Genomic DNA, 23,973 nt, shown 5'->3' with positions numbered 1-23,973 from the left:
ACGCTGTTGAGTTCTCAAGGAACGGACGCTTCCTTTGTACTCACCCGAGAGACTCTCTCGTGGCTTTCCTCCGGGCGCTTCCCTTCGGTCTTGCGTTTCCGACTCTATCAGGGTTTTTCCGGCCCCCTGACCACTCTCCCGCAGGCATGCAGAAGATGATCCGAAGTAGGGATCCCACTGACAAGTTGGATGCCGCCCGGTCGAGCGCGCTCGTCGGCGTCGCTCACCCCCAGGCAGGTCTACGACTGTACAGCGGGCGGCGGAGCCGGGGCAAATCCCGTAGGCTACTGGTCTAGACCACCGTCTCACTGTCATGCGGAACCGGTAGTTCATGTGACATACCCTGCTGGACAGTGCGCCGTCCGGGTCTGGCAATGACGGCCCCTGTACATCTCCACCCCTGGGAGGCTTCCCATGACCACCGTCTCGTCCCCTCTGGCAGGACGCGCCATCGGACTGGCGTCGGTGCCGGATCCGGTCTTCTCCGGGGCCATGGTCGGCCCGGGGACGGCGATCGACCCTGTGCGCGAGCCTTCCGAGGCCGTCGCACCCGTGGACGGCGTCATCGTCTCCCTTCACCCGCACGCCTTCGTCGTGGTCGACGCCGACGGGCACGGTGTGCTCACCCACCTCGGCATCGACACCGTGCAGCTCAACGGCGAGGGCTTCGAACTCCTTGTGAACAAGGGGGACACCGTGACGCGGGGGCAGGGCATCGTGCGCTGGAACCCGGCCGCGGTCGAGGAGGCCGGCAAGTCGGCGGTGTGCCCGGTCGTGGCGCTCGAAGCCACGGCGGGCTCGCTGGCCGACCTCCGTGAGGACGGCGACGTGAAGACGGGCGACGTCCTCTTCTCCTGGCGCTGACGCCGGCTCCCGGCACTGACGCCGAGGCCGTCCCCATGACGGCGCCGGCCACGTAGGACAACCATCGCGGCGGCGGGACCCGCCGCACTATCGGAGACGGGTGAGATGGAGACAACGCTGCGAGGCGTCGGCGTGAGCCACGGTGTGGCCATCGGCGAGGTACGGCACATGGGAACGGCGGTGCTTGAACCGCCTGCCAAGCAGATCCCCACGGAGGACGCGGAGCGCGAACAGGGGCGTGCCCGCAAGGCCGTGGAGGCAGTCGCCGCCGATCTGATCGCGCGCGGCAACCTGGCCGGCGGTGAGGCCCAGGCCGTGCTCGAGGCGCAGGCGATGATGGCTCAGGACCCCGAGCTGATGGCGGACGTGGACCGGCGCGTCGCCGTCGGCAGCACCGCCGAGCGCGCCGTCTACGACGCGTTCGCCGCCTATCGGGAACTGCTCGCCGGCGCCGGGGAGTACCTCGCCGGGCGGGTGGCTGACCTGGATGACGTGCGGAATCGTATCGTCGCCCGGCTGCTGGGCGTGCCGATGCCGGGCGTCCCGGACAGCGACGAGCCGTATGTCCTGGTCGCCCGGGACCTGGCGCCGGCGGACACCGCTCTGCTGGACCCGACGCTGGTGCTCGGCTTCGTCACCGAGGAGGGCGGGCCGACCAGCCACAGCGCCATCCTGGCCCGTGCCCTCGGGGTGCCGGCCGTGGTGGCGCTGCCCGGGGCCGGTGAGCTGGCCGAGGGGACGATGATCGCCGTAGACGGCAGCACGGGTGAGATCTTCGTGAACCCGAGCGCGGAGAAGAAGGCGCGGCTGGAGGCCGCGGCGGCGGAGCGCAAGGCGGCGCTCGCGGCGTCGACGGGGCCGGGCGCGACCGCGGACGGTCACAAGGTGCCGCTGCTGGCGAACGTCGGTGGGCCGGCGGACGTGCCGGCCGCCCTCGAGGCGGGCGCGGAGGGTGTGGGCCTGTTCCGCACCGAGTTCCTGTTCTTGGACGACAGCAAGAACGCGCCGTCCGAGGAGAAGCAGGTGGAGGCCTACCGGCAGGTGCTGGAGGCGTTCCCTGAGGGCCGGGTCGTCGTGCGCGTGCTGGACGCGGGTGCGGACAAACCGCTGGACTTCCTGACTCCGTCGGACGAGCCGAACCCGGCGCTGGGCGTGCGCGGTCTGCGGACGCTGCTGGACCACCCGGAGGTGCTGCGGACGCAGCTGACGGCGCTGGCGAAGGCTGCCGAGGGGCTGCCCGTCTACCTCGAGGTGATGGCTCCGATGGTGGCGGACCGTGCTGACGCCAAGGCGTTCGCGGACGCGTGCCGTGAGGCGGGGCTGCGGGCGAAGTTCGGCGCGATGGTGGAGATCCCGTCGGCCGCGCTGCGGGCGCGTTCGGTTCTGCAGGAGGTCGAGTTCCTGTCGCTCGGGACGAACGACCTCGCGCAGTACACGTTCGCCGCGGACCGGCAGGTGGGTGCGGTCTCCCGGCTGCAGGATCCGTGGCAGCCCGCGCTGCTCGACCTGGTGGCGCTGTCCGCTGAGGCGGCCAGGGCCGAGGGGAAGAGCTGTGGTGTCTGCGGTGAGGCCGCGTCGGATCCGCTGCTGGCCTGTGTGCTGACCGGTCTGGGTGTCACCTCCCTGTCCATGGGGGCGGCGTCGATTCCGTATGTGCGGGCGACGCTGGCGAAGTACACGGTGGCTCAGTGCGAGCGGGCCGCGGCTGCGGCCCGGGCGGCGGACAGTGCCGAGGAGGCGCGCGCCGCCGCGCAGGCCGTGCTGTCCGGCGAGTAGCAGGCAGGGCCGTCGGTGAGGAGGGGCGCTCCGCCTTCGGGGGGAGCGCCCCTGCTGTGTCTCAGTGGTGGTGGTCCGGCGTCGGTCCCTGCCGTCCGGTGTCCTCGTGGTCGCCGAGGTCGGGCGGTGTGCAGTAGTCGACGCCCGGCTCGGGGGCGATGAGGTCGCCGGACTCGGCGTCGGTGCAGTAGGCGTCGAAGACCTCGCCGGCGGTCAGGGGCTGGAGTCCGTTGTCGCGCATGCGCCAGCCGTAGACGCGGTCGGGGGCGCCTGGGGCGGTGGTGCGCATGACGAGGCCGCCGGGGCTGTGGGTGGCCAGGCCGACGGCGAGGACGGTGGTGAATTCGAGGGCTTCCGCGTCGTCGAGCGGGGAGGAGCCCTGCGTCGTCCGGTCGGCGTGGAGTGCGGCGACGAGGGTCTCGGGTGTCCCGGTGACGCTGCAGACGAGGTGCCGGTCGCCCGGCGGCGCGCTGTCGAGGATGCGGGCGACCAGGTCGGAGGCCCGGTGGAAGGCGGTCCGGCCGAGGTCCTCGCCGCAGGTGGCGCAGGTTCCGAGGCGGGCCAGGAGGGTTGCCGCGTACTCCCAGGTCGCCTGGCGGACGGCTTCGTCGACGAGGGCGGGGACGAGGTCGGCGAGGGGCTGGCCCTCGTAGGGGAGGGTGGGCCCGGTGGTGGCGAGTTCCGCGGTGAAGAGGCCGCGGTGGGCCGGGACGTCGGGGTCCAGGCCCTGGACGGCGCAGAACTCGGCGTACTCCTGGGGGTCGAAGAGGGCGACGGTCGTGTGGATGCCTTGGAGGGCGCGGGTTTTGAGGAGGGACTCCACTTCTCGTAGGTAGGTGACGTGATCGTCGAAGGTGAAGCTGCGGTAGTGCCGCATGGCGTGGAAGTCGTGGTCGTCGGTGAGCAGGCCGATGGTGCCGGCGATCTCGCGGCGCAGGACGCGTCGCATGGTCTGGCGGTCGGTGTGTGCCATGGTTCCCCCTGTTGCGCACAGTCGATCAATGCTCACTCACAGTAATCGACGGTACTGACAACGGGTCCTGCGCGGGGGGGGTGCGGGCGTCAGGCCCGCTTGCGGGCCAGGTCCTCGTAGAAGTGCAGCAGGTCGAGGTCGTCGATGGATCCGGGGTTGACCGCCTTGTCGAGCGGGGTGCCCTGGAGGAGGCGCTTGACCGGGACCTCGATGCGCTTTCCGGTGAGGGTGTGCGGGATGCCGGGGACCTCGATGATCTCGTCGGGGATGTGGCGTGGGGAGAGCTGCTCGCGGATGGTCCGCTTGACGCGGTCGAGGAGGGCGTCGTCGAGGACTGCGCCGGGGGCGAGGTGGACGAAGAGTGGCATCCAGTAGCCGCCGTCGGGTTGTTCGATGCCGATGACCAGGGATTCCTTGATCTCGGGGAGTCGTTCGACGGCTTCGTAGATGTCGGCGGAGCCCATGCGGACGCCCTGGCGGTTGAGGGTGGAGTCGGAACGGCCGTGGATGACGACGGAGCCGCGTGAGGTGAGGGTGATCCAGTCGCCGTGGCGCCATACGCCGGGGTAGGTGTCGAAGTAGCTGTCGTGGTAGCGGCTGCCGTCGGGGTCGTTCCAGAAGCGGACGGGCATGGACGGCATGGGGTTCGTGACGACGAGTTCGCCGACCTCGTCGACGAGGGGCCGGCCGGCGGGGTCCCAGGACTGGAGGTCGGTGCCGAGGCCGGGGGCCTGGAGTTCGCCGGTGTGGACGGGGAGGGTGGGGACGGCTCCGGCGAAGCAGGAGCACACGTCCGTGCCGCCGCTGACGGAGGCGATCCAGAGGTCGGTCCGGACCTCGTCGTGGAGCCAGCGGAAGCCGTCGGGCGGGAGGGGGGAGCCGGTGGTGGCGACGCAGCGGACGGTGGAGAGGCCGAAGTCCCGGGCGGGGTGGACGCCGGCTTTGCGGCAGGCCATGACGTAGGCGGCGGAGGTGCCGTAGAGGGTGGCGCGGGTGCGTTCGGCGATGCGCCACTGGGCGGCGGTGTCGGGGTGGCCGGGGCTGCCGTCGTAGAGGACGACGGTGGTGCCGGTCAGGAGGCCGGAGACGAGGAAGTTCCACATCATCCAGCCGGTGGAGGTGTACCAGAAGAAGCGGTCCTCGGGGCCGAGGTCGCAGTGCAGGCCGAGTTGTTTGAGGTGTTCGACGAGGATGCCGCCCTGCGACTGGACGATGGCCTTGGGCAGGCCGGTGGTACCGGAGGAGTAGAGCACCCACAGGGGGTGGTCGAAGGGCACCTGTTCGAAGACGGGGTCCGTGTCCCCGGCGGTCAGGGACGACCACTCCAGGGCTCCTTCGGGCGCGTCGGTGCCGAGGAGGGGGATGTGGACGACGGCGCGCAGGGTGGGCAGTTCGCGGCGGAGTTCGGCGACGGTGTCGCGGCGGTCGTGCTCCTTGCCGCCGTAGCGGTAGCCGTCGACGGTGAACAGGACGACGGGTTCGACCTGCTGGAAGCGGTCGAGGACGCTGCGGGCGCCGAAGTCGGGGGCGCAGGAGGTCCAGACAGCGCCGACGGCGGCCGTGGCGAGGAGGGCGACGACTGCTTGCGGGATGTTGGGGAGGTAGCCGCTGATCCGGTCGCCTGGGCGGACGCCGAGGGCGCGCAGTTCGGCGGCGAGGGAGCCGACCTGGCGGCGCAGCTCGGACCAGGTCACCGGGCGGGGTTCGTGGGTCTCGTCGACATGCAGGAGGGCGGGTTCGTCCGCTCGGGTGGCGCTCGCGCGCAGGGCGTGCTCGGCGTAGTTGAGGGTCGCTCCGGGGAACCACTGGGCGCCGGGCATGGCGCGGTCGCCGAGCACGCGCGTGTAGGGGGTGGAGAAACGGACGTCGAACCACTGGGTGACGGCTTCCCAGAAGGTCTCCAGCTCGTCCACGGACCAGCGGTGCAGGGCCGGGTAGCCGCCTTCGGAGGGGGCTCCGTGGTGCTCGGCGGCCCAGGCCTGGAAGCGGGTGACCTGTGCTTCGTCGATGCGCTGCGGATCGGGCCGCCAGAGCGGCTCGGGGTTCACGGTCGGCATGGGGCGGCTCCCGGGACTGTGTGCGCGTCGTGTGCGTCGACCGCGCACGGGCTGGGGTGTGCGCGTGACGCGGCTGACACGGACGATGCCATGTGATCGACTTCAGCACCAGGGTGTGCCCCACACAGTCCCGGTCATGAACATGTGCTCTCAGCACGGGTGAACGGCAGTTGAACGCGGCTTGTGCATGGGGCGGTCAGTGACAGGGTGAGCAGCATGAACGGTCGTGACCTGGTGCGTTCGATGAAGGCGGTCGGTTCCGTGGGGGCGGCCCACGGGCTGGCCGCCGTGCGGGCCGCGTGGCGCAGGCGGCGCGCCGACGCGGACGGGTTGCCGACGCGGGGCGCCGAGCGGGCGCGGGTGCCCGGGCACGTGGTGGAGGCGGTGCCGGGGCCGGGCGGTGGGACGATCCGGTTCAGCCGCTCGGAGCTGCGGATTCACGTGGCGGTGAACGGGGCTGTGTTCTGGGGCTGGGACGGGGCCGGTCCGGAGCCGTCGTACGCGCTGGCCGGGGGCTGCCCGCAGGCCGATCCCCGGGCGGAGCTGGAGCCGGACAAGGACGGCGGCTGGCGGGTCGTGGCCGAACGGGTGACGGTCGTGGTGTCGCGGCACGGGGCGGTGGAGGTGTGCACGCCGGGCGGGGTGACTCTGCGGCGTGATCTGCCGCCGCGCTGGTGGGAGCCGGTGGACGGCGGGCCGGGGCGCTGGATGCAGCGGTCGGAGGTGGCGGCGGACGCGCGGTTCTTCGGCCTGGGCGGCCGGGCGTCCGGACCGCGTCTGCGTGAGGGCACGTACCGGCTGTGGAACACCGACCCCGGTCGCGCGTTCGGACGCGGTGAGGATCCGCTGAACGTGACGATGCCGGTGCAGTTGGTGGTGGCGGACGCGGGGTGCCATCTGGCGTTCCACGACTCGTCGTGGGACGGCACGGTGGTGCTGCGGGAGGGCGCGGAGGGGGCCGGTTCGGGGCATGACCGGCCCGGGGTGTGCGAGCTGCGGATGGACGGCGGTCCGTTGCGCTGCTGGGTGATGGTGGGCACTCCCGCGCGCGTGCTGCTCGCCTGGGCTTCGCTCACGGGGGCGCCCGCGGTGCCGCCGGCCTGGGCGTTCGGCCACCATCGCATGACGCCGGGTTCCGGCGGCGAGCAGGAGGTGCGGCGGGTGGTGGCGGGGCATGTGGAGCACCGCCTGCCGCTCGACGCGGTCCACCTGGGCGTGGGCCACCTCGACGGGCGGCGGGTGTTCACGGTCGACGAGGAGCGTTTCCCCAAGCTGCCGGTGCTCGCCGAGGAGCTGCGCCGGGACGGGATCCGTCTGGTGTCGGTGGTCGGTCCCGCGGTGCAGGCGGCGGCGGGCGACGCCGTCCATGACGGGGGTGCGGCCGCGGACGCGTTCGTGCGGGACGCCTCGGGGCGGGTCGTCGAGGGGGTGGCGTCGCCGGGTGAGGCGGTGTTCCCGGACTTCACGCACGCGCGTGTGCGTGCGTGGTGGGGAGGGCTGTATGCGGAGCGGCTGGCGCGGGGGTTCGCCGGGTTCTGGCACGACATGAACGAGCCGACGTCGTTGACCGCGTTCGGGGAGTCGACGTTGCCGCGGTCGGCTCGGCACGCCCTGGAGGGGCGGGGCGGCGATCATCGGGAGGCGCACAACCTCTACGGCCTGTGCATGGCCCGGGCGGGCTACGAGGGGTTGCGGGCGCTGCTGCCCGAGGAGCGGCCGTTGGTCGTCTCGCGGTCGGGCTGGGTGGGCCTGCAGCGCTACGGGGGCGTCTGGTGCGGGGGCGTGGCCGGCAGCTGGGCGGGGCTGCGGGCGTCGCTGTCGCTGGTCATGGGGCTCGGGCTGTGCGGGGTGCCGTACGCGGGGTCCGATGTGGGCGGTGTCGAGGGGACTGCGTCTGCGGAGCTGTATCTGCGGTGGTTGCAGCTGGGCGCGTACCTGCCGCTGTTGCGTACCCGTGCGGGCGGCCGGCCGGCCGGGGGTGAGGCGTGGGAGTTCGGCGCGGAGGTGCTGGAGCACGCGCGCGTGGTGCTCGCGGAGCGGCGCCGGCTGCTGCCGTACTTCGTGACGCTGGCGCATCTGGCGCGGCGTACCGGGGCGCCCTGTGTGCGTCCCCTGTGGTGGGGGGCGCCCGGGGACCGGGCGCTGCGGGACTGCGAGGACGCGTTCTTGCTGGGCGACTCCCTGCTGGTGGCTCCGGTGCTCGATCCGGGTGTGGAGCGGCGGGCGGTGCGGCTGCCGCGGGGGCTCTGGTACGACACGGCGACCGGGACGGCGTACACGGGGCCGGGGCGGGTGGTGGTGGACGCTCCTGTCGGGCGCGTGCCGGTGTTCGCGCGCGCGGGGGCCGTCATACCGGTGCGTGGGGAGGACGGGGGGACGGAGCTGGAGGTGTGGGCGCCGGCCCGGGGGCGGACGGGCGGCGGGCTGGTGGTGCGGGATGCGGGCGACGGCTGGGAGGCGCCCGAGATCGAGCGGTACGTCGCCCGCTGGGAGGGCGGTCGGGGGGTCGTGGTGGAGCGGGAGGGCCGGGCAGGCGAGGACGGCATGTGCGAGCCGTCCCACCCGGTACGCGTGCGCGGGCTGGCCTGAGGCGATCCTCGCGGAGCTCTGGGGCCGGCCTGACAAACCCCCGTCGTCCGCCCGCAGAGCGGGCGGGGGTTTGTCGGACAGGCCCTAGATGTAGCGGCCCTCGAAGAAGGCGCGTGCCGCCAGGGTGTGCAGGGGGAAGGCCAGTTCCTGCGGGCCGCGCAGGAGGTGCCAGCCGGCTGTCTCGTCGGTGGCGGCCGAGGTGGGGAGGCGGTCCGCGGGGCGCTCCGGCAGCAGGCCGAAGAGCAGGAGGTGGCCGTCGGGTGCGCTCATGGCGTCGGCGAGGCGCACGTCGCGGCTCTCGGCTTCGATGCCCGTCTCCTCCCTGAGTTCCCGGACGACGGCGTGCTTCCAGTCCTCGCGGTCGTCGATGTAACCGCCGGGCAGGGCGATGCCGCCGTCGGCGGGGGCGATGGTTCGGGTGACGACGACGAGGGCGGTGCCCTTGGTGTCGTAGACGGGCTGGAGGGCGACGGCGACCGGCAGGGGGTTGCGGTAGGCCACGCGGGCGCAGCCCGGGCAGGTGCGGGGCCAGCCGGTGACGCCTTCCCCGTAGGGCGCTCCACAGCTCGAACAGTGGGAGTCACGCGGGGAGTTGGAACTGGAGTGCTGAGTTTCGGACACGCGGCGGACTGTATCCGATCGGGGGACGCCGTCGCGCGCGGGTGACGCCGGCGGCGGTCCCGGCGCACCCCGCGGACAGGTACCCGGGCGGGGCTGTCCGTTCCCGGTCCGCCGTGCCACACTCCTGACGTTCCATCAGATTACCTACCTACGGGGGGTGTTGTGGCACGCAGGCGCATACCTGTGGTCGCCGGGTGGTTCACCGGGGAGGGCGAGGACTTCGCGCTCCTGGGGACGCGCTGCTCGGCGTGCGGCTCGGTGTTCTTCCCGCGTGAGGACACGTTCTGCCGCAATCCCGGCTGCCCGGGTGGGGAGCTGAGGGAGGTTCCGCTGTCCCGGAGGGGCCGCGTCTGGTCGTACACGGACAGCCGCTACCGGCCTCCGTCACCCTATGTGAGCGATCCGGAACTTCCCTGGGAGCCGTACGCGTTGATCGCTGTGGAGCTGGAGTCCGAGCGGATGGTGGTGCTGGGACAGGCGGCTCCCGGGGTCACCGTCGCCGATCTGACGGTGGGCGCGGAGGTGGAGGTCGTCCCCGGTGTGCTCGGGGAGGACGACGAGACGACCTGGACGACGTGGCAGTGGCGGCCCACGGGGGTGAGGGAATGACCGAAGACGTGGCGGTGCTCGGCGTGGGCATGCACCCTTGGGGCAAATGGGGCCGCGGCTTCGTCGAGTACGGGGTGGCGGCGGCCCGCGCGGCGCTCGCCGACGCGGGTCTGGACTGGCGGGACGTCGACGCCGTCGTCGGCGCGGACACGGTGCGCGGCGGCTATCCGGGGTACGTGGCGGGCGCGACGTTCGCCAGGGCGCTGGGCTGGCAGGGAGCCCGGGTCACCAGCGTGTACGCGGCGTGCGCGTCGGGGGCGCAGGCGATCGACGCGGCGCGGACGCGGATCCTCGCGGGGCTGGCGGACACGGTGCTCGTGGTGGGGGCCGACGCCGCGCCCAAGGGGTTCTTCCGTCCGGCCGGAGGAGACCGGCCGGACGATCCCGACTGGCTTCGGTTCCGTGTGCTCGGCGCGACCAATCCGGCGTACTTCGGGCTGTACGCGCGCCGGCGGATGGCGGTGCACGGGGACACGCCCGAGGACTTCGCCCAGGTCAAGGTGAAGAACGCCGCCATGGGGGCGCTGAATCCGAACGCGCGCTACCGCGAGCGGGTCACCGCGGAGGAGGTCGCCGCCTCGGCGGTGGTGGCCGATCCGCTGCGGCTGCTGGACATCTGCGCGACCTCGGACGGCGGTGCGGCCCTGGTGCTGTCCGGCGTGGAGTTCGCCCGGCGGCACGGCTCGGCGGATCCGGTGCGGATACGGGCCGTGTCCACGGTGACGCCCCGCTATCCGAGCACCGTGCTCGACCTGCCGGACATCGCGACCGACTCGTCGGCTGCGGTGGAACCGGCCGGCGGGTCGTTCAGGGCGTCGATCGCGGCGGCCGCCTACGAGGAGGCGGGCGTCGGCCCCGAGGACCTGTCGCTGGCCGAGGTGTACGACCTGTCGACGGCCCTGGAGCTCCAGTGGTACGAGGACCTCGCGCTGTGCGGTGAGGGCGAGGGGGCCAAGTTGCTGCGGGAGGGCGTGACGGCTCCCGGCGGTCGCATACCGGTGAACCCCAGCGGGGGGCTCGCCTCCTTCGGGGAGGCGGTGCCGGCGCAGGCGATCGCCCAGGTATGCGAGCTGACCTGGCAGTTGCGGGGCCAGGCGGGCGCTCGCCAGGTCGACGGCGCGCGCGTGGGGATCACGGCGAACCAGGGTCTTTTCGGGCACGGGTCGGCGGTGGTCGCCGTACGGTGAGCGGCGGCGCCTCGAGGGCCGGGCGCCGCCGCGCGCACGCCGCCGGCTACGCCGTGGTGACGGGACTGCGGCGGTCGGCGCCGTACTCCATGGCGTGCTGGACGACGCCCACCAGGATGTCCTTGACCGATTCCCGGTCGCGGGCGTCGCACAGCAGCACGGGCACGTCGTCCTCGAGGTCGAGGGCGCTGCGTACGTCCTCGACGGAGTGGCGGACAGTGCCCTCGAAGCAGTTGACGCCGACGATGAAGGGGATGTCGCGGCGTTCGAAGTAGTCGACGGCGGCGAAGCAGTCCTCCAGGCGGCGGGTGTCGGCGAGCACGACGGCGCCGAGCGCGCCCTCGGAGAGCTCGTCCCACATGAACCAGAACCGCTCCTGTCCGGGGGTGCCGAACAGGTAGAGCACGAGGTCCTCGCGCAGGGTGATGCGGCCGAAGTCCATGGCCACGGTGGTGGTGTGCTTGCGTTCGACGCCGGTGGTGTCGTCGACCGGGCGGCCGGCCTCGGTGAGGGACTCCTCCGTCCGCAGTGGTCTGATCTCGCTGACCGAGCCGACCAGCGTGGTCTTGCCCACGCCGAAGCCGCCGGCGACAAGGATCTTGAGCGTGACGGGCTCGACCGGGGGTCTGCCGCGCTCGGAGCGCCCGAGGATCATCGTTTGCTTCTCCTGCTCGAGGGGGTCACAGTGCCCGGAGGCCGTTGATCACGTCGCGGAGGATGCCCTCGTCCGGCAGTTCGGCCGGGGGCACGGGGCGGTTGACATGGACGAGCTCCGCGTGCACGAGGTCGCCGACGAGGACCCGGACGACGCCGATGGGCAGGTCGAGTCCGGCGGCCAGCTCGGCCACGGACTGCGGCGCCTCCTGGCACAGTTCCACGATGTGCACGTGCTCGGGGGACAGTGAGGGGTCGTCCTCCGCCTCGTCGGCGTGCGGCTCGGCGACGACGACCGCGATCAGGTCGAGGCGGTGCTGGATCGCGCTGGTCGTGCGTCCGCGCGTCATGGCGTACGGGCGGACGACCGGCCCGGCCTCGTCGTCGAACCAGCGGCTGCTTCCCTGACCGTCTGTGCTCATGCCGTCCCACTACCCGCCCGAGGGCAGATCGGTGCGCGGAGCGGTCGCCAGATGTGCGCCGACCCGCTTCACCAAGAGCGTCATCTCGTACGCCACCAGTCCGACGTCGGAGTCGGCGTCCGCGAGGACGGCGAGGCAGCTGCCGTCGCCGGCGGCGGTGACGAACAGGAACGCCTCGTCGAGTTCGACGACGGTCTGGCGGACGCCGCCGGCGTCGAAGTGACGGCCGACGCCCTTGGCGAGGCTGTGGAAGCCGGAGGCGACGGCGGCCAGGTGTTCGCCGTCCTCCCGCGTCAGGTCCTTGGACACGCCGGTCGCGAGGCCGTCGCCGGAGAGCACGACGGCCTTGCGGATGCTGCCGACGCGGTCGACGAGGTCGTCGAGGAGCCAGTTCAGTTCGCCGTTGCCGGTGGTGTGGCCGGTCGCCTTCGGTGCGGTCATCGACCGTCCCCCTTTGTCGTTCCTCGTGGTGCCGTGCCGCTGTGGGCTTCGTCGCCCGCGGCGTTCTCTGCGCGGCCGCGCTGCCAGCCCCGCTGGAGCGAGGCCATACGGCTGCGTACCTCGTCGGCGTCCCGGTCCGCCGGGTCCGCCGTGCGGTCGGCGGGGCGGGGCGCCGGGCCCTGCCGCAGTTGCGGGGCCAGGCTGGCCTGCCGTACGCGGCGCGGCAGGGCTCCCTGGACGCCGTCGGCGCCGCCGGTGGGCGCCGCGGTCTGCTGCGGGTCCCGCCGGGGAAGGGCGGGAGCCTGGGACGGTTCGTCGGCGGTACGGCCGGGGTGGTCGGCCGGGCCGGTGCTCCGGGGGATCTGGGGCGAGGCGCCTCGGCGTCGCGACGGCAGGGGAGCAGGGGCGTCGTCCTGCGGTCGCCGTGCGCCCGGACCGCTCGGGAACTCCTCGACGGCGTCCGCGCGCCGGGAGCGCCGGCCGGTGACGGGGCGGCCGTGGGAACTGACCAGCTTGGGCGTCCGGCGGTTCGGCAGGGACAGCGGGGCGACGGCGCCCTCCCCAAGGTCGGCCGGCTGCGGGCCGGGCGCGCCGCGGCGCTGGTCGGGGACCTCGGCGGCCGGTCCGTCCTCCGCTCCGGGCAGGGAGCGGCGCGGGACGAACAGGGCGCTGTGTTCCGCGTCGTTGCCCTCCAGACGGATCGGGAAGCCGTGGAGGGCGTCCAGGTCGACGGGCGCTTCCAGGTCGACGGGCGCTTCCAGTTCGACGGGGCCGTCCAGCAGTGCGGCGGGCACGCCCGGCAGTTGGACCGGGGTCCGCGACAGCGCGGCCCGGCGCGCGTCCGCGGGTTCTGCCTCCTTGGCGGGGCGGGGGCGGTCGAGGCGGAAGCCGATGCCGTTGGTGTCGGGGACGTCGTCGGTGAGCAGCGCGTCGGGGATGAAGATGACGGCGGTGGTGCCGCCGTACGGGGAGGGCTGGAGGGAGACGCGGACGTTCTGCCGCTGGGCGAGCCGGCTGACGACGAACAGGCCGAGCCGGTCGGTGTCGGAGAGTTCGAACTCGGGGGTCTCGGCGAGCCGGAGGTTGGCCTCCAGGAGCGCTTCGGGCGCCATGCCGAGGCCCCGGTCGTGGATCTCCAGGGTGAATCCGTTGGCCACCCGGTCGCCCATGACCTGCACGGCGGTGTGCGGCGGGGAGAACACGGTGGCGTTCTCCAGCAGTTCGGCCACGAGGTGGGTGAGGTCGGCGACGGCCGGGCCGGTCACGGCGACGCGCGGCAGCCGGCGGACCTCGATGCGCTCGTAGTCCTCCACCTCGGCGACGGAGGCCCGCACGATGTCCATGAGCTGGATGGGCTTGCGCCACTGCCGTGAGGGTGCGGCGCCGGAGAGGATCACCAGGCCCTCGGCGTGCCGGCGCATCCGGGTGGTGAGGTGGTCGAGGCGGAAGAGGTCGGCGAGTTCCTCGGTGTCCTCGGTGCGGCGCTCCATGGTGTCGAGCAGGGTCAGCTGCTTGTGCAGCAGGACCTGGCTGCGGCGGGCGAGGTTGACGAACACCTCGGAGACGCCGGCGCGCAGTTCCGCCTGTTTGACGGCGGCCTCGACGGCGGCGCGCTGAAGGGTGTTGAGGGCCTGGCCGACCTCGCCGATCTCGTTCTTGTCGTATTCGAGGCGCGGGACCTCGGTCTCGACGTCGACCTGCTCGCCGGCGGAGAGGCGGCGCATCACGCTGGGCAGGCGCACGCCGGACGCGTCGTGCGCCTCCAGCCGCAGCTGGCGCAGGTCGCGGATGTGGCCGCGGCCGATGCGCACCGACAGGTAGAGGGAGAGGAGCAGGGCGATCAGGCCGAAGACGCCGGCGACGACGGCCTTGACGATGACCCCGGTCGCCACGGGGCGGACGCGGTCCTGGTAGCGGTCGCTCGCCTGCTCGTCGAGGGTGCCGAGTTCGTCGAGGACGCCCGCGGCGGCGGTGTCCCAGCTCTTGGCGGTGACGCCGCGCGGCATCTCGCCCGGCGTCGCGGAGACGACGGCCTGCTCGGCGGAGCGCAGGGGCGCGGTGGTGGCGTTCTTCCAGAAGCTCTCGTAGCGGGCGCGTTCCGCGGCGGGCAGCTGGGCGAGGCTGATGTCGTAGACGATGTCGCGCTGGGCCTCGAGGTCGGAGACGTCGCGGATCTCCTGGCGGCTGAGCCGGCCGACGACCAGCGCGGAGCCGAGCAGGGCGTCCTCGCGGGAGAGCAGTTCGCGGGCGCGGGCGACGCTGACGAGGGCCCGGTACTGCTTGTCCATCTCCACACTGTCGACCACGTCGAGCTTGGCCAGCAGGGCGTAGCAGGGGTCGATCAGGCGGTTGTAGAGGTCCAGGGCCTGGGCGCGGGTGAGGCTGCCCTCCTCGACGCTGCGGCGCAGGGACGCCAGGCCGTCGAAGGCGTCGAGCACCGCGGTCAGGCCGTCGCCGTCGTCCTGGTCGAGGACGTCGCGCACCTCGTCGTCCTCGGCGTTGGAGCGGATCTCGGCGAGGGCCTGGTCGGTGGCGTTGCGGGTGCGCCGGAGCGCCGAGAGCGCGTCGGAGGCGCGGGGGTCGGCGAGGTAGACGAGGGTCTGGCGGCGTTCCTGCTGGACGTAGCGGACGGTGTCCTCGATCGGGTAGCCGACCTTCTCCACGACGTGCGACACGGTGAACAGGCGACTCGCCTCACGTCCCGTCAGCACCGTGGCGAAGCCCCAGATCGCCGTCAGGGAGAGCAGCGGCACGAGGAGCAGCGCCACGATCTTCCGGCGGATGGACTTCCCGCGAAAGCGCATGGCCTCCCCCAGCTCGGACCCCCACCGGTCAGGGGGTTCGCTCGTGCGTCAACAAACGGCGCGAGCCTACTACCGACACACAGTTAACTCGAAGAGGTGTCCGGAACCTGAACGTCCGTATCGACGTCGAGGCGTGACGGGTTGTCCTGGTATCGCGGTGGTTGGGCGCCGACGGGCCCGGTGTCAGGCCGATGAGGGAACCAGCGGGCACGGCGGGCGGGTTGGCCAGAATTTTTCCGAACCGGGGGAATCTTCGCCGCGTGTTCTTCGTCCTAATGATCAGGGGGCGGAACCGGCCACACGAGCCGCACGCCGTACCTGGGCGGCGTAAAAGAGCGCAAGCCGGGCAGCCAACTGGGGAGCCGGTCTTTTCGGGCCGGGGCAAGCTGTCTGCCGGCGGTGGGGAGTGACACGGTGATGGGCACGGCGGAGCGGCGCACGGCGAGCGAGCATACGGCGCGGTCCGGTGCTTCTGTGCGAGCGGGGAGCGGCGGCGGGAGAGCGGACGGCGGTGGCATGAGAGCCGAGAAGCGGGAGCGGCCCGTCCACCGGCCGTTGTGGGTCGAGGAACCGGCGCGTCGGCGTCGTCTTCCCGACCCGGTCCGTACAGCCGCCGTACGGGCGGTGATCATCATCGCTGTGACGCTGTTCCAGGCGATGGTCGCCTTCCTGTGCACCCTGGCCGGATCCTGGCTGGCCTTCCCCATGGTGATCAGCAGCGTGGTGAGCACGGTGGTGGCGACGTGGGGCGCGCTGGACGTCTGGGTGACCCGTCAGGTGTGGAACCAGCGCTACGGCGTGGTGTCGGCGCCGAGCAGCACCGCGCGGGCGCTGCGCCAGGAGCGCCGCCGTGCGCGCCGGCAGGCGCGGGCCGCCGCGCGCACCGAGCGGGGTCAGGAGCGGATACGTACGCGGGGCGGCGGGGCGGGACAGTTGTCCCACCCCTGAGCCGCACCTGATCAGGCGGTGGGGGCGGGCCGCTTGTACATGCGGGTCGCGGTGATCTCGCTGCGCACCGCCTCCCCCGCCTGGGGCTGCTGGGGCAGCCCCGGGCGGAGGTGTTCCTCGACGCTGATGTACTTCAGTCCCGCCCTCAGGTCGGCGTCGTTGCGCAGCCTGATGACCAGCGGGAACTCCGCCAGCGCCGTCGTGTCGAACAGGCCGGTGGTGTAGAGCAGCTGGACGCCGAGGGCGTCGGAGACGGCTCGCTGGAGTTCCAGCAGATAGGTCGCGTTGGCGCGGCCGATGGGGTTGTCGAGGAACAGCGTTCCGGCGTGCCGGTGCTTGTCCCGGCCCCGGTCGTTCGACCGGAGCGCGGCCATCGTGCAGTACAGCGCGATCGCGGCGGTGAGCAGCTGGCCGCCGGAGAACACGTCGCCCATCTGCCCGACGGGCACCCTCTCGGCCCGCAGCACGGCGTCCGGCTTGAGGATCTCGACGGCGACGCCCTTCGGCTGGAGCGCGGCGGCCACTCCGCGCAGCAGCAGGGACATGCCGTCGCGCCGCAGGTCGGAGTTCTTCTTCACGGCCGCGCGGGTCGCCTCGTCGATGACCTCGCCGAGCCGCTCGACGAGGGTGGCCTGGTCAGGCTCGTCGAAGCGGATGCGCAGGAACTCCTGACCCGACCACTCGCCGAGCCCCTCGGGCAGCCGGGACAGCCGCTGGGCGGAGCGGAGCGTGGCGAGCGCCGACTCGACCAGACCTCGCAGTCGGTCCACGATGGAGTCGCGGTTGCGTTCCAGCTGCTCCAACTCGTCGGTGAGGACGCGCAGTCGGGGCGCGAACGCGTCGGCCCACTTCTTGGCGTGCTCCGGCAGGGCGGCGGCGGGCAGTTCGCGGATCTGCTGCCGGGCGGGGGTGCGGACCTGCTCGTAGCGGGTGGAGTTGGCGTGCCGGACGAGGATGTCGCTCGCCTCGCGCACGGCGGACTCGGCGGCCGAGAGGTCGGCGGCGCAGCCGCGCAGGGAGCGGCGGGTCTCGGCGGCGGAGTGACGGGCCTCCTCCAGGGTGCCCGGGTAGGGCTCCGGCGTCTGCTGGTCGTCCTCGGGGGTGTGCTCGCGCAGCAGGTCGCGCAGCATCGCGGCGATCTCGTCGAAGCCGCCGGCCGCGTCCTCGGCGGCCCGATGGGCCTCCAGCAGCTCGGCGTGCGCCGCGCGGGCCTGGTCCAAAGCCTCGACGCGGGAGGAGAGTTCGGCGGTCGCGGTGCGCAGCAGCGCCTGGGCGTGCTCGGCGTCGCGAGGCTGGAGCTCCTCGGACAGTTCGGTGTGGGCCTCGCCGTCCTCGGGGGCGAGCCGCTCGGCTTCGCCGCGCAGCCGTCCGAGCTGCTCGCTCGCGGTCGACATACGGGTCTCCAGGAGCTGCACCAGCTCGTCGGCGCGGGCGGCGGCGGCCTGCCGGGACGGCCCGTCGGAGCCGTCGGGCGACTGGAGCAGCTGCTCCGCGCGCGTGCGGACCTTGTTGCTCAGCCGGTCCAGTTCGGCGCGGGCGGCGCTCTCGTCGCTCTCCGCGCGGGCCTGCTCGGCGCGCAGGTCGGCGCCGACGCCGACCTTCTCGTACAGCTGTGAGGCGGCCCGGTAGGCCTCGCGCAGGGCGGGCAGGGAGGCCTTGGGCGTCGCGTCGGCGTCCTCCGGTACGTCGTCGGGGGCGCCGGCGATCTCGGAGCGCTCGGCGCGCAGCGCACGCGCGGTGCGGCGGGCGTCGTCGGCGGCGCGCTGGGCGGCGCGGCGGTCCTCGTCGGCGGCGCGGGCACGCTCCAGGCAGGTCTGGGCGCGGGCCTCGGACTCGGCCGCGTCGTCGGCGAGTTCACGCAGTTTGACCTGCCAGCCGGCGCGTTCGCGCAGCCGGAAGGCGAGTCCGGCGAGGGCGTCGGCGGCGCGTCGGGCCTTCTGCGCGGCTTCCTGGCGTTCGTCGCGGACCTGCGCGGCCTCGGCGGCGGCCTCCTCGGACTCCGCGCGCGCGGTCCGCGCCTCGGCCAGCTCGGCTTCGGACTCCTCGGCGAAAGCGCGCGCCTCTTCCGCGGCCCGCGCCAGTTCGGTGAGCCGCCCGGCCGGGCAGCCGGTGCGCCAGGAGGTGAGGCGTGCGGCGAGTTCGCGGTCCTTGCCGAGCCGGGCGGCGAGCCTGCGGATCTCCTCGTCGCGCTCGGTGGCCCGGGCGCGCAGCGCCTGCCGTTCCTCGTCGGCGGCGTGCTCGTCGTGCATGGCCGGGTTCGGCGGCACGAGGAACACGTCCTGGCGGCCGGTGTCGGCGTCGGGCGCGGGGGTGGGGGCGAGCAGGGCGGCGGCGGTGCCGACCGCGACGGCGGAGCGGGGCAGCAGGGCGGCGTCGCCGAGCGCCTCGCGCGCGCGGGCGTGCGAGGCGGGGTCGGTGATGATCACGCCGTCGACCAGTTCGGGCCGGGCGGCGAGCACACGCGCGTGGTCGGCGGGGTCGACGGCCTGGGCGAGGTAGCGCCAGCCGGGCAGGGCGGGGATGCCGTGCTCGCCGAGGAACTCCACGGTGGCCAGGACGTCGGGGCCGGGCGGCAGCAGTCCGCCGTCGCCGAGGGCGCCGAGGATGCGGGAGTCGTCGGCGGCGGCGGTGCGCAGCTCGAAGAGCTGGCGTTCGGCGGAGGAGACGGCGTCGTCGAGGAGTTCGCGCAGTTCGTCGGCGTAGCGGTCCAGGTCCTCCGGGGCGAGTCCGGTGCCGGTCTGCTCCTCGCCCGACCGCGGCTGCGGGATGGCGCGGCGTTCGGTGGCGCCGGTGAGGCCCAGCAGTTCCGCGAGGCGTTCCTCGGCCGCCAGGGCCTCGGCGAGGCGGCGTTCGGCGTCGTGGGATCGCTGGGCGGCGGTGGCGGCGTCGGCCGCGCGGGCCGCGGTCAGTTCGGCGCGGGACTCGGCGGAGGCGGCCTCGCGCGCGTGCTCGGCGGTCCTGCGGGCCTCCTCGCGGGCGGTGTCCCAGGCGGCGACGGTCGTCTTCTCGGCGTCGCTGGCGGCGAGGGCGGCGCGTGCGGGGTCGGCGTCGGGGGCGCTGTCGTCCAGCCAGCCGGCGCGCACGGCTTCGGCGGTCTCCTGCTCGACCTCGGTGAGGCGCTGGCGCAGGTGCCCGATCTCGCTGCGGGCGCGCTGGGCCTCGGTGGCGGCGGAGGTGGAGTCCCGGTAGGCGGTCTCGCCGGCTTCCTGGAGGGCGGCGGAGCGCTCCTCCTCCTCGTTGGCGAGGGTTTCGGCGCTCTCGGCGGCGGCGTGCAGGGCGCGGACCAGGTCGACGGCGGCGCGGGCGCGGGCGGCCAGCGCGGGGGCGGCGTCGCGTTCGGCCTCCTGGATCGCGGCGGACACGCGTGCGACGCGGTCGGCGGCGGCGCGGTGGCGCAGGACGGCCTCGGCGGCCTGCCAGGCGGAGTGCAGGGTGCGCGCGTCGGCGAGTTCGCGTTTCTGCGCGGCGGCGGACTTCTCGGCGCCGGCCAGCGCCAACGACGCGTGCCGGTAGGCAAGTTCGGCGGCTACCAGGGAGCTGCGCTCGCGGGCGCCCTCGGAGTGCGTGACGGCGTAGGCGGCTGCGGTGACGCGCTGGGCGAGGTCGGCGGCGCGTGTCCGCTCCCGTACGCCCCGCGCGGACAGTCGCCGTGCCAGGGTGCGGGTGCGCCGTTCGGCGCCGGTGTGGACGTCACGCGCGCGTGTCCGCGCGTCGGCGGCTTCGACGATCCGCCCGAGGAGATCCACCGAGCCGGCGGTGAAGTCCCGTTCGGCGATCAGTTCGGCGCGCCGGCCGAGTTTGTTGCCGAAGCCGCTGACGAGGTCGGCGAGGCCGTCGGTGTCGCGGGTGTCGGTGACCGCCCGCAGCAGCAGATCGGTGAAGTCGGAGTCCTTCTTGACCGCGAACAGGCCGGCGGCTTCGCCCTCGTCGGCGTTCATCTCCCGCTGGTAGCGGAAGAGTTCCGGGTCGAGGCCCAGGTCGCCGAGGTGTTCGATCCACCGGTCGTGGATCTCCTCCCAGTGCACCTCCAGGTGCGGGTACGCCTTGCCGGCGTCGGTGAGGGCGTCCCGGAACCCCTTCATGGTGCGCCGGCGTCCCTGCGCCCCCGACTGCCCCTCCACGGACGGGCGTACGGCGGTGGACTCGGCGACGGGCAGGTTGTCCAGCGTGAGTCCGGGGCCGGGCCGGAAGGAGTACCAGGCCTCGGCGAACTTGCGCGGGTCGTTGGACACCTGGCGGCCGCGCCACTCGCTCACCTTGCCGACGACGACGCACTCGCCGGTCAGCACGTGCTGCCACTCCAGCGCGACGTGCCCGCAGTCGTCGGCGAGCAGGAACTTGCGCAGCACGCCGGAGCTGGCGCCGCCGAGTGTGTTGCGGTGGCCCGGGAGCATCACCGAGAAGATCAGCTTGAGCAGGACGGACTTGCCGCCGCCGTTCTCCAGGAAGAGCACGCCGGCGGGTGCGGGCCGGCGGGGTGGCCCGACGGGCTCCTCCTCGAAGAACTCCGCCTGGGTCGGGGCGGGTTCGGGCACGACGTCGCCCACGCCCCTCAGGTCGAGCACGGTGTCGGCGTAGCGCGCACCTGCGGGCCCGATGGAGTAGAGGCGGACGCGGGACAGCTCGTACATGGCGGACTCTCGTAGGTCTTCGGCAGATCGGTGGGGGGGCGGGCCACCGGGTTTCGGGGCCCGGGTGTCTCAGGAGTGGAACGGCAGTCCGGCGTCGGCCACCAGCTCCAGGTCGTCGCTCTCCTCGGCGGGCAGCAGCGTCGGCGAGCCGTCGGTGATCGGGACCACGCCCAGCTCCAGCAGCTCGGCCAGGGCCGCACTGCCGGCCATGTCCCGCACCTGGAGCTGGTAGCGGGCGGTGGTGCGGTAGGTGCCGCCGTTGTCGTCGCCGGTGCGCTGGAGGAACCCGGAGTCGGTGAGGAAGGCGACGGCCTTGCCGACGATCCCGGTCGTCGAACCCGCCAGCCGGCGGGCGTCCTTGGTGGCGCCGGTGGCGCTGCGCCGCACCCAGATCCGCCAGGCGGCCTCCAGGCCGGGCGCGTCGGTGGCCGGGTCGGTGTTCTCGCCCGCTTCCGCCGCCCGTTCCTCCAGCCGGCGGCAGGCCTGCCGGACGAAGGCGTCGACGCCGTTGACGCTGACCCGGCCGATGTAGCCGTCGTCGGCGAGGTCCTCGGGCCGCGGGAAGGCCATCGCGGCGACGGCGAGATGGGCGAGCCCGTGCAGGAAGCGGTCCGAGCCGTCGGCGGACGCCCGCCGCGCGTAGTCGCCCATCCGCACCGCGAACACGGAGTCCTCGGCCGCGGTCACGGCCATGCCCGCGCGCGGGGACACCTCCAGCACGACGAGGCCGAGCCCGGTGGCCACCGCGTCGGCGAGCCGGGCGAACGCCGGGTCCTCCCGGTAGCGCCGCAGCAGTTCGGTGTACTCCTGGTCCCGCGCGGGCTGCGTCTTGGGCTGCAGTCCGAAGGCGACGAGCCGAGCGGCGTCGGCGGCGTCGGCGGGGGTGACGGCGGCGGGCGCCGACGGGGCGGGCGCTTCCGTCTCGCTCCACTCGACGTGCTCGGTCACGGTGTCGGCTCCTTGCTGCGCTGGTGTTCGTCCATACGGTTCCCGGCCCTGCGTACGGGGCTCGGCCCTGCTCATGCCGCTTCCGTCCGGTCGGCGGCCATGCCCGCCGCGTCCAGCAGCGCCGTGCCCACTATCAGGTCGGCCCCGCCGAACTCGGGGTCGTCGAGTTCGGTGCCGTCGTCCACGGCGAACAGCAGCTTCTCCTCGCCCTGCCGGTAGGCGGTGCCGACCGCGGGGCTCGCCGCGTGCACCGCCAACAGCGCGACCAGGTACGGCAGATCGAGGTCGCCGGTGCGCCGCGCCTCGGCCAGGAGTCCCGACAGTCTGCGCGGCGCGTCGGCGGGCAGGTCGAGCAGCTCCCTGGCGGCGGCGAGCTGCTCCTCGCTGAACCGGCTGTCGTCCGGCGTGGCGATGAGGTCGGGTTCGGGCATCTCGGCGCCCAGGTGCTCCCGCTCCACCGGCGGCGTCAGCAGCAGGTCGACCAGGTCGCCCACGCGCACGGACGCGGGCGTGCGCAGTCCCGTGCCGCGGGCGAAGAACGCGTCGGTGACGCGTACGGCCTCTTCCAGGGGCAGCGGCAGCAGGGGGGCGAGGAGATGGCCGTAGAGGTCCGTGCCTGAGGAGGTCATCGGCGTGGCGAAGGCCTGCCGGTCCTGCTCGGCGCGGAAGAGGGGGCCCGCCTCCAGCAGCCGGGACTGGAGCTGGGTGTGCCGCCGGATGCAGTCCTTGACGATGTCGACGAGCTCGGCGGCCCGCCGCTTGTTGTCGGCGTCCTCGATCTCGTCACGGGCCTTGCGGATGTTGGTGAGGATCGCGTTCTCGTGGCGGTAGCGGTCGGCCACGTGGTCGAGGGCTTCGGCGATCATGTCGGGGACGGTGTGGAGCCAGTCCACCGCGCGTACGTTGCGCCGGGTCGCCTCCAGGGCCCTCCGCAGCGTCTCGGAGTACTGCACGGTGCGGTAGCGGGCCTGTTCGGCGGCGAGCTGGGCGTCGGCGAGGCGCCCGCGCCGGACGAGGACCTCAAGCTTGACCTCGGCGGCGATCTGCGCGCTGGTGACGTCGGTGTCGAGGGCGCCGACCAGGACGTTGACCGCCTCGTCGGTCGTGCGGAGGTAGACCGCGCCGCCGTAGCCGGGGACCTCCTCGATCAGCTTGAAGTCGTAGTCGCGGCGCACATAGGTGCCGTCGGCCGTGAAGGTGCCGTACACGGCGCGGAAGCCGCGGTCGACGCTGCCGACGTTGATCAGGTTCTCCAGGACCCAGCGGGCCACGCGCTCGTGTTCCTCGGCGGGCCGGGGCGGGGCTTGCGCGGCCACGCGCGGGACGAGGCGGGCGACGATCTGGTCGTGGTCGGCGCCGGTGTCGAAGTCCATGTTGAGGGTGACGAGGTCGATGGCCGCGAGGGCGATCTCCGCCATGCCGTACACCGAGTACTCGCCGGCCAGGTTCGCCTTGCGCGCGTCGAGGTCGTGGATCGGGGCGGTGCAGGCGAGCGCGCGCAGCCGCCGCGCCAGCCCCTCGTCGGCGGCCGGGCCCGGCGCCGGGCGCGGTCCCGCGCTGAGCTGGGGCGGAACACGGTCCGTCGAGTCCGTCGGTGCAGGCGAAGTCACGGTGCACAGACTAGGTCCTCGGTCTGACAACGACCCAAACGACGGCCTGCCGTCAGCGGCGCTCAGCCGGCGGCTCGCCCCTCGTCGCCCACTCTGCGCCGGTACACCTCCACGATGCGCCGCAGCGAGTCGTGGAGGTAGACCACGAGCAGTTCCTCCGCCGCGCCCCTGTCCCCGGATTCGAGCGCCCGGAGGATCTGCCGGTTGCGCGCGAGGTACGGCTCGTGCAGCCGGTGCGGGTCGTCGACGACGTGGAAGGCGAGCCGTAGTTCGGCGAAGACGCCGCGCATGAGTTCGTCCGTGCGGGCGCTGCCCGCCAGCGCCACCAGCTCCTGGTGGAAGTGGATGTTGGCGGTGCCCAGCCCCTTCCAGTCGTTCCCGGAGGCCGCAACGTCCCCCTCGGTGACGGCCGCCCTCAGGCGGTCCAGCCTGTACGGCGGCTCCCCGAGGCCGCGCACGACGGCGCACTCGACGAGGGCGCGCGTGCGGTAGATGTCCTCCACGTCCTCCACGGTCAGGACGCGGACGAACACCCCCCGGTTCAGCTCGTGGACGAGGAGGCGTTCATGGGTGAGCAGGCGGAACGCCTCGCGCAGCGTGTTGCGGGAGACGCCGAGCGCTCCGCCGACGCTGTCCTCGGACAGCCGGGTGCCGGGCGGGAAGTAGCCCTCGGCGATACGGCTCCTGAGGATGTCCGCGACCCGCTCGGCCGTGCTGGTGCGGCCCAGGAGGGCGCGGTCGTCGGCCAGTCCCGCCAGCTGCTCTGCCATGCCCGGAATTCAATCGCAGGGGGGAGCGGAACAACAGGGGTATTGAAGGATCGTTGAACGATCCTCTAG

General features: G+C 73.3%; 17 protein-coding genes. 6 read left to right on the top strand and 11 right to left on the bottom strand.

From position 1 onward, the window contains the following. Positions 1-414 precede the first annotated feature (414 nt). Together EV567_RS27165 and ptsP are read left to right on the top strand one after the other, a co-directional pair. Positions 415-864 carry a PTS glucose transporter subunit IIA gene (locus tag EV567_RS27165; RefSeq protein ID WP_130444656.1) on the top strand — a complete coding sequence of 150 codons (450 nt, stop codon included), beginning with the start codon at positions 415-417 and terminating at the stop codon, positions 862-864. A gap of 105 nt (positions 865-969) precedes the next feature. Next, on the top strand, positions 970-2,640 hold the full coding sequence (gene ptsP / locus EV567_RS27160) for a phosphoenolpyruvate--protein phosphotransferase (RefSeq protein ID WP_130444654.1): 1,671 nt from the start codon (positions 970-972) through the stop codon (positions 2,638-2,640). Between the two features lie 61 nt (positions 2,641-2,701). On the opposite strand, the gene EV567_RS27155 is transcribed toward ptsP, so the two are convergent. Together EV567_RS27155 and EV567_RS27150 are read right to left on the bottom strand one after the other, a co-directional pair. Further along, the gene (locus EV567_RS27155; RefSeq protein WP_130444652.1) at positions 2,702-3,613 is read right to left on the bottom strand and encodes a hypothetical protein; all 912 of its coding nucleotides are present in this window, start codon (positions 3,611-3,613) and stop codon (positions 2,702-2,704) included. A gap of 89 nt (positions 3,614-3,702) precedes the next feature. After that, the gene (locus EV567_RS27150) at positions 3,703-5,670 is read right to left on the bottom strand and encodes an acetoacetate--CoA ligase (RefSeq protein WP_130444650.1); all 1,968 of its coding nucleotides are present in this window, start codon (positions 5,668-5,670) and stop codon (positions 3,703-3,705) included. A 216-nt stretch (positions 5,671-5,886) separates the two neighbouring features. Between EV567_RS27150 and EV567_RS27145 the strand changes: the two genes are divergently transcribed. Continuing rightward, positions 5,887-8,259 (top strand): glycoside hydrolase family 31 protein, encoded by a 2,373-nt coding sequence (locus EV567_RS27145; RefSeq protein WP_130444648.1) that lies wholly within the window; start codon positions 5,887-5,889, stop codon positions 8,257-8,259. Between the two features lie 84 nt (positions 8,260-8,343). Here EV567_RS27145 and EV567_RS27140 read toward each other — a convergent pair whose 3' ends face one another. Continuing rightward, entirely contained in the window at positions 8,344-8,880 is a 537-nt protein-coding gene (locus tag EV567_RS27140; RefSeq protein WP_130444647.1) for an NUDIX domain-containing protein, read from the bottom strand. A gap of 183 nt (positions 8,881-9,063) precedes the next feature. On the opposite strand from EV567_RS27140, the gene EV567_RS27135 reads away from it, so the two are divergent. Further along, entirely contained in the window at positions 9,064-9,489 is a 426-nt protein-coding gene (locus EV567_RS27135; RefSeq protein ID WP_130444684.1) for a Zn-ribbon domain-containing OB-fold protein, read from the top strand. Continuing rightward, on the top strand, positions 9,486-10,676 hold the full coding sequence (locus tag EV567_RS27130; protein WP_130444645.1) for a lipid-transfer protein: 1,191 nt from the start codon (positions 9,486-9,488) through the stop codon (positions 10,674-10,676). The genes EV567_RS27135 and EV567_RS27130 overlap by 4 nt, the downstream gene beginning before the upstream one ends. Positions 10,677-10,722: 46 nt before the next feature. Here EV567_RS27130 and EV567_RS27125 read toward each other — a convergent pair whose 3' ends face one another. From EV567_RS27125 to EV567_RS27110, 4 genes are read right to left on the bottom strand one after another with little or no spacing between them, the layout of a single operon-like run. Further along, on the bottom strand, positions 10,723-11,331 hold the full coding sequence (locus EV567_RS27125; protein ID WP_130444643.1) for an ATP/GTP-binding protein: 609 nt from the start codon (positions 11,329-11,331) through the stop codon (positions 10,723-10,725). 25 nt (positions 11,332-11,356) lie between these two features. Beyond that, positions 11,357-11,752, bottom strand: coding sequence for a DUF742 domain-containing protein (locus EV567_RS27120; protein ID WP_130444641.1), 396 nt, complete (start codon positions 11,750-11,752; stop codon positions 11,357-11,359). A gap of 9 nt (positions 11,753-11,761) precedes the next feature. Beyond that, positions 11,762-12,193 (bottom strand): roadblock/LC7 domain-containing protein, encoded by a 432-nt coding sequence (locus EV567_RS27115; RefSeq protein ID WP_130444639.1) that lies wholly within the window; start codon positions 12,191-12,193, stop codon positions 11,762-11,764. Further along, a complete protein-coding gene (locus tag EV567_RS27110; RefSeq protein WP_130444637.1) occupies positions 12,190-14,997 on the bottom strand; it encodes a nitrate- and nitrite sensing domain-containing protein in 2,808 nt (935 codons plus the stop codon). The genes EV567_RS27115 and EV567_RS27110 overlap by 4 nt, the downstream gene beginning before the upstream one ends. A gap of 417 nt (positions 14,998-15,414) precedes the next feature. On the opposite strand from EV567_RS27110, the gene EV567_RS27105 reads away from it, so the two are divergent. Continuing rightward, positions 15,415-15,945 carry a hypothetical protein gene (locus tag EV567_RS27105; protein ID WP_130444682.1) on the top strand — a complete coding sequence of 177 codons (531 nt, stop codon included), beginning with the start codon at positions 15,415-15,417 and terminating at the stop codon, positions 15,943-15,945. Between the two features lie 11 nt (positions 15,946-15,956). Here EV567_RS27105 and EV567_RS27100 read toward each other — a convergent pair whose 3' ends face one another. From EV567_RS27100 to EV567_RS27085, 4 genes are all read right to left on the bottom strand, one after another. Further along, on the bottom strand, positions 15,957-20,576 hold the full coding sequence (locus EV567_RS27100; RefSeq protein WP_130444635.1) for a hypothetical protein: 4,620 nt from the start codon (positions 20,574-20,576) through the stop codon (positions 15,957-15,959). 69 nt (positions 20,577-20,645) lie between these two features. Further along, entirely contained in the window at positions 20,646-21,524 is an 879-nt protein-coding gene (locus EV567_RS27095; protein ID WP_130444633.1) for a hypothetical protein, read from the bottom strand. Between the two features lie 71 nt (positions 21,525-21,595). Further along, the gene (locus tag EV567_RS27090) at positions 21,596-23,134 is read right to left on the bottom strand and encodes a hypothetical protein (RefSeq protein ID WP_130444631.1); all 1,539 of its coding nucleotides are present in this window, start codon (positions 23,132-23,134) and stop codon (positions 21,596-21,598) included. Positions 23,135-23,196: 62 nt separating this feature from the next. Beyond that, positions 23,197-23,904: a GntR family transcriptional regulator gene (locus tag EV567_RS27085; RefSeq protein WP_130444629.1), complete on the bottom strand. Its 708-nt coding sequence runs from the start codon at positions 23,902-23,904 to the stop codon at positions 23,197-23,199. Between the last annotated feature and the right edge of the window lie 69 nt (positions 23,905-23,973).

The organism is Streptomyces sp. BK239 (assembly GCF_004217285.1).
Lineage (GTDB): Bacteria > Actinomycetota > Actinomycetes > Streptomycetales > Streptomycetaceae > Streptomyces.
This window is presented reverse-complemented; position numbering and strand designations above follow the sequence as displayed.

Excerpts from the sequence above, each read along its gene's own strand:
- EV567_RS27150 (WP_130444650.1), bottom strand. The coding sequence starts at position 5,670 with ATGCCGACCGTGAACCCCGAGCCGCTCTGGCGGCCCGATCCGCAGCGC.
- EV567_RS27085 (WP_130444629.1), bottom strand. The coding sequence starts at position 23,904 with ATGGCAGAGCAGCTGGCGGGACTGGCCGACGACCGCGCCCTCCTGGGC.
- ptsP (WP_130444654.1), top strand. The coding sequence starts at position 970 with ATGGAGACAACGCTGCGAGGCGTCGGCGTGAGCCACGGTGTGGCCATC.
- EV567_RS27110 (WP_130444637.1), bottom strand. The coding sequence starts at position 14,997 with ATGCGCTTTCGCGGGAAGTCCATCCGCCGGAAGATCGTGGCGCTGCTC.
- EV567_RS27120 (WP_130444641.1), bottom strand. The coding sequence starts at position 11,752 with ATGAGCACAGACGGTCAGGGAAGCAGCCGCTGGTTCGACGACGAGGCC.
- EV567_RS27105 (WP_130444682.1), top strand. The coding sequence starts at position 15,415 with ATGGGCACGGCGGAGCGGCGCACGGCGAGCGAGCATACGGCGCGGTCC.
- EV567_RS27130 (WP_130444645.1), top strand. The coding sequence starts at position 9,486 with ATGACCGAAGACGTGGCGGTGCTCGGCGTGGGCATGCACCCTTGGGGC.
- EV567_RS27125 (WP_130444643.1), bottom strand. The coding sequence starts at position 11,331 with ATGATCCTCGGGCGCTCCGAGCGCGGCAGACCCCCGGTCGAGCCCGTC.
- EV567_RS27155 (WP_130444652.1), bottom strand. The coding sequence starts at position 3,613 with ATGGCACACACCGACCGCCAGACCATGCGACGCGTCCTGCGCCGCGAG.
- EV567_RS27115 (WP_130444639.1), bottom strand. The coding sequence starts at position 12,193 with ATGACCGCACCGAAGGCGACCGGCCACACCACCGGCAACGGCGAACTG.
- EV567_RS27165 (WP_130444656.1), top strand. The coding sequence starts at position 415 with ATGACCACCGTCTCGTCCCCTCTGGCAGGACGCGCCATCGGACTGGCG.
- EV567_RS27145 (WP_130444648.1), top strand. The coding sequence starts at position 5,887 with ATGAACGGTCGTGACCTGGTGCGTTCGATGAAGGCGGTCGGTTCCGTG.
- EV567_RS27100 (WP_130444635.1), bottom strand. The coding sequence starts at position 20,576 with ATGTACGAGCTGTCCCGCGTCCGCCTCTACTCCATCGGGCCCGCAGGT.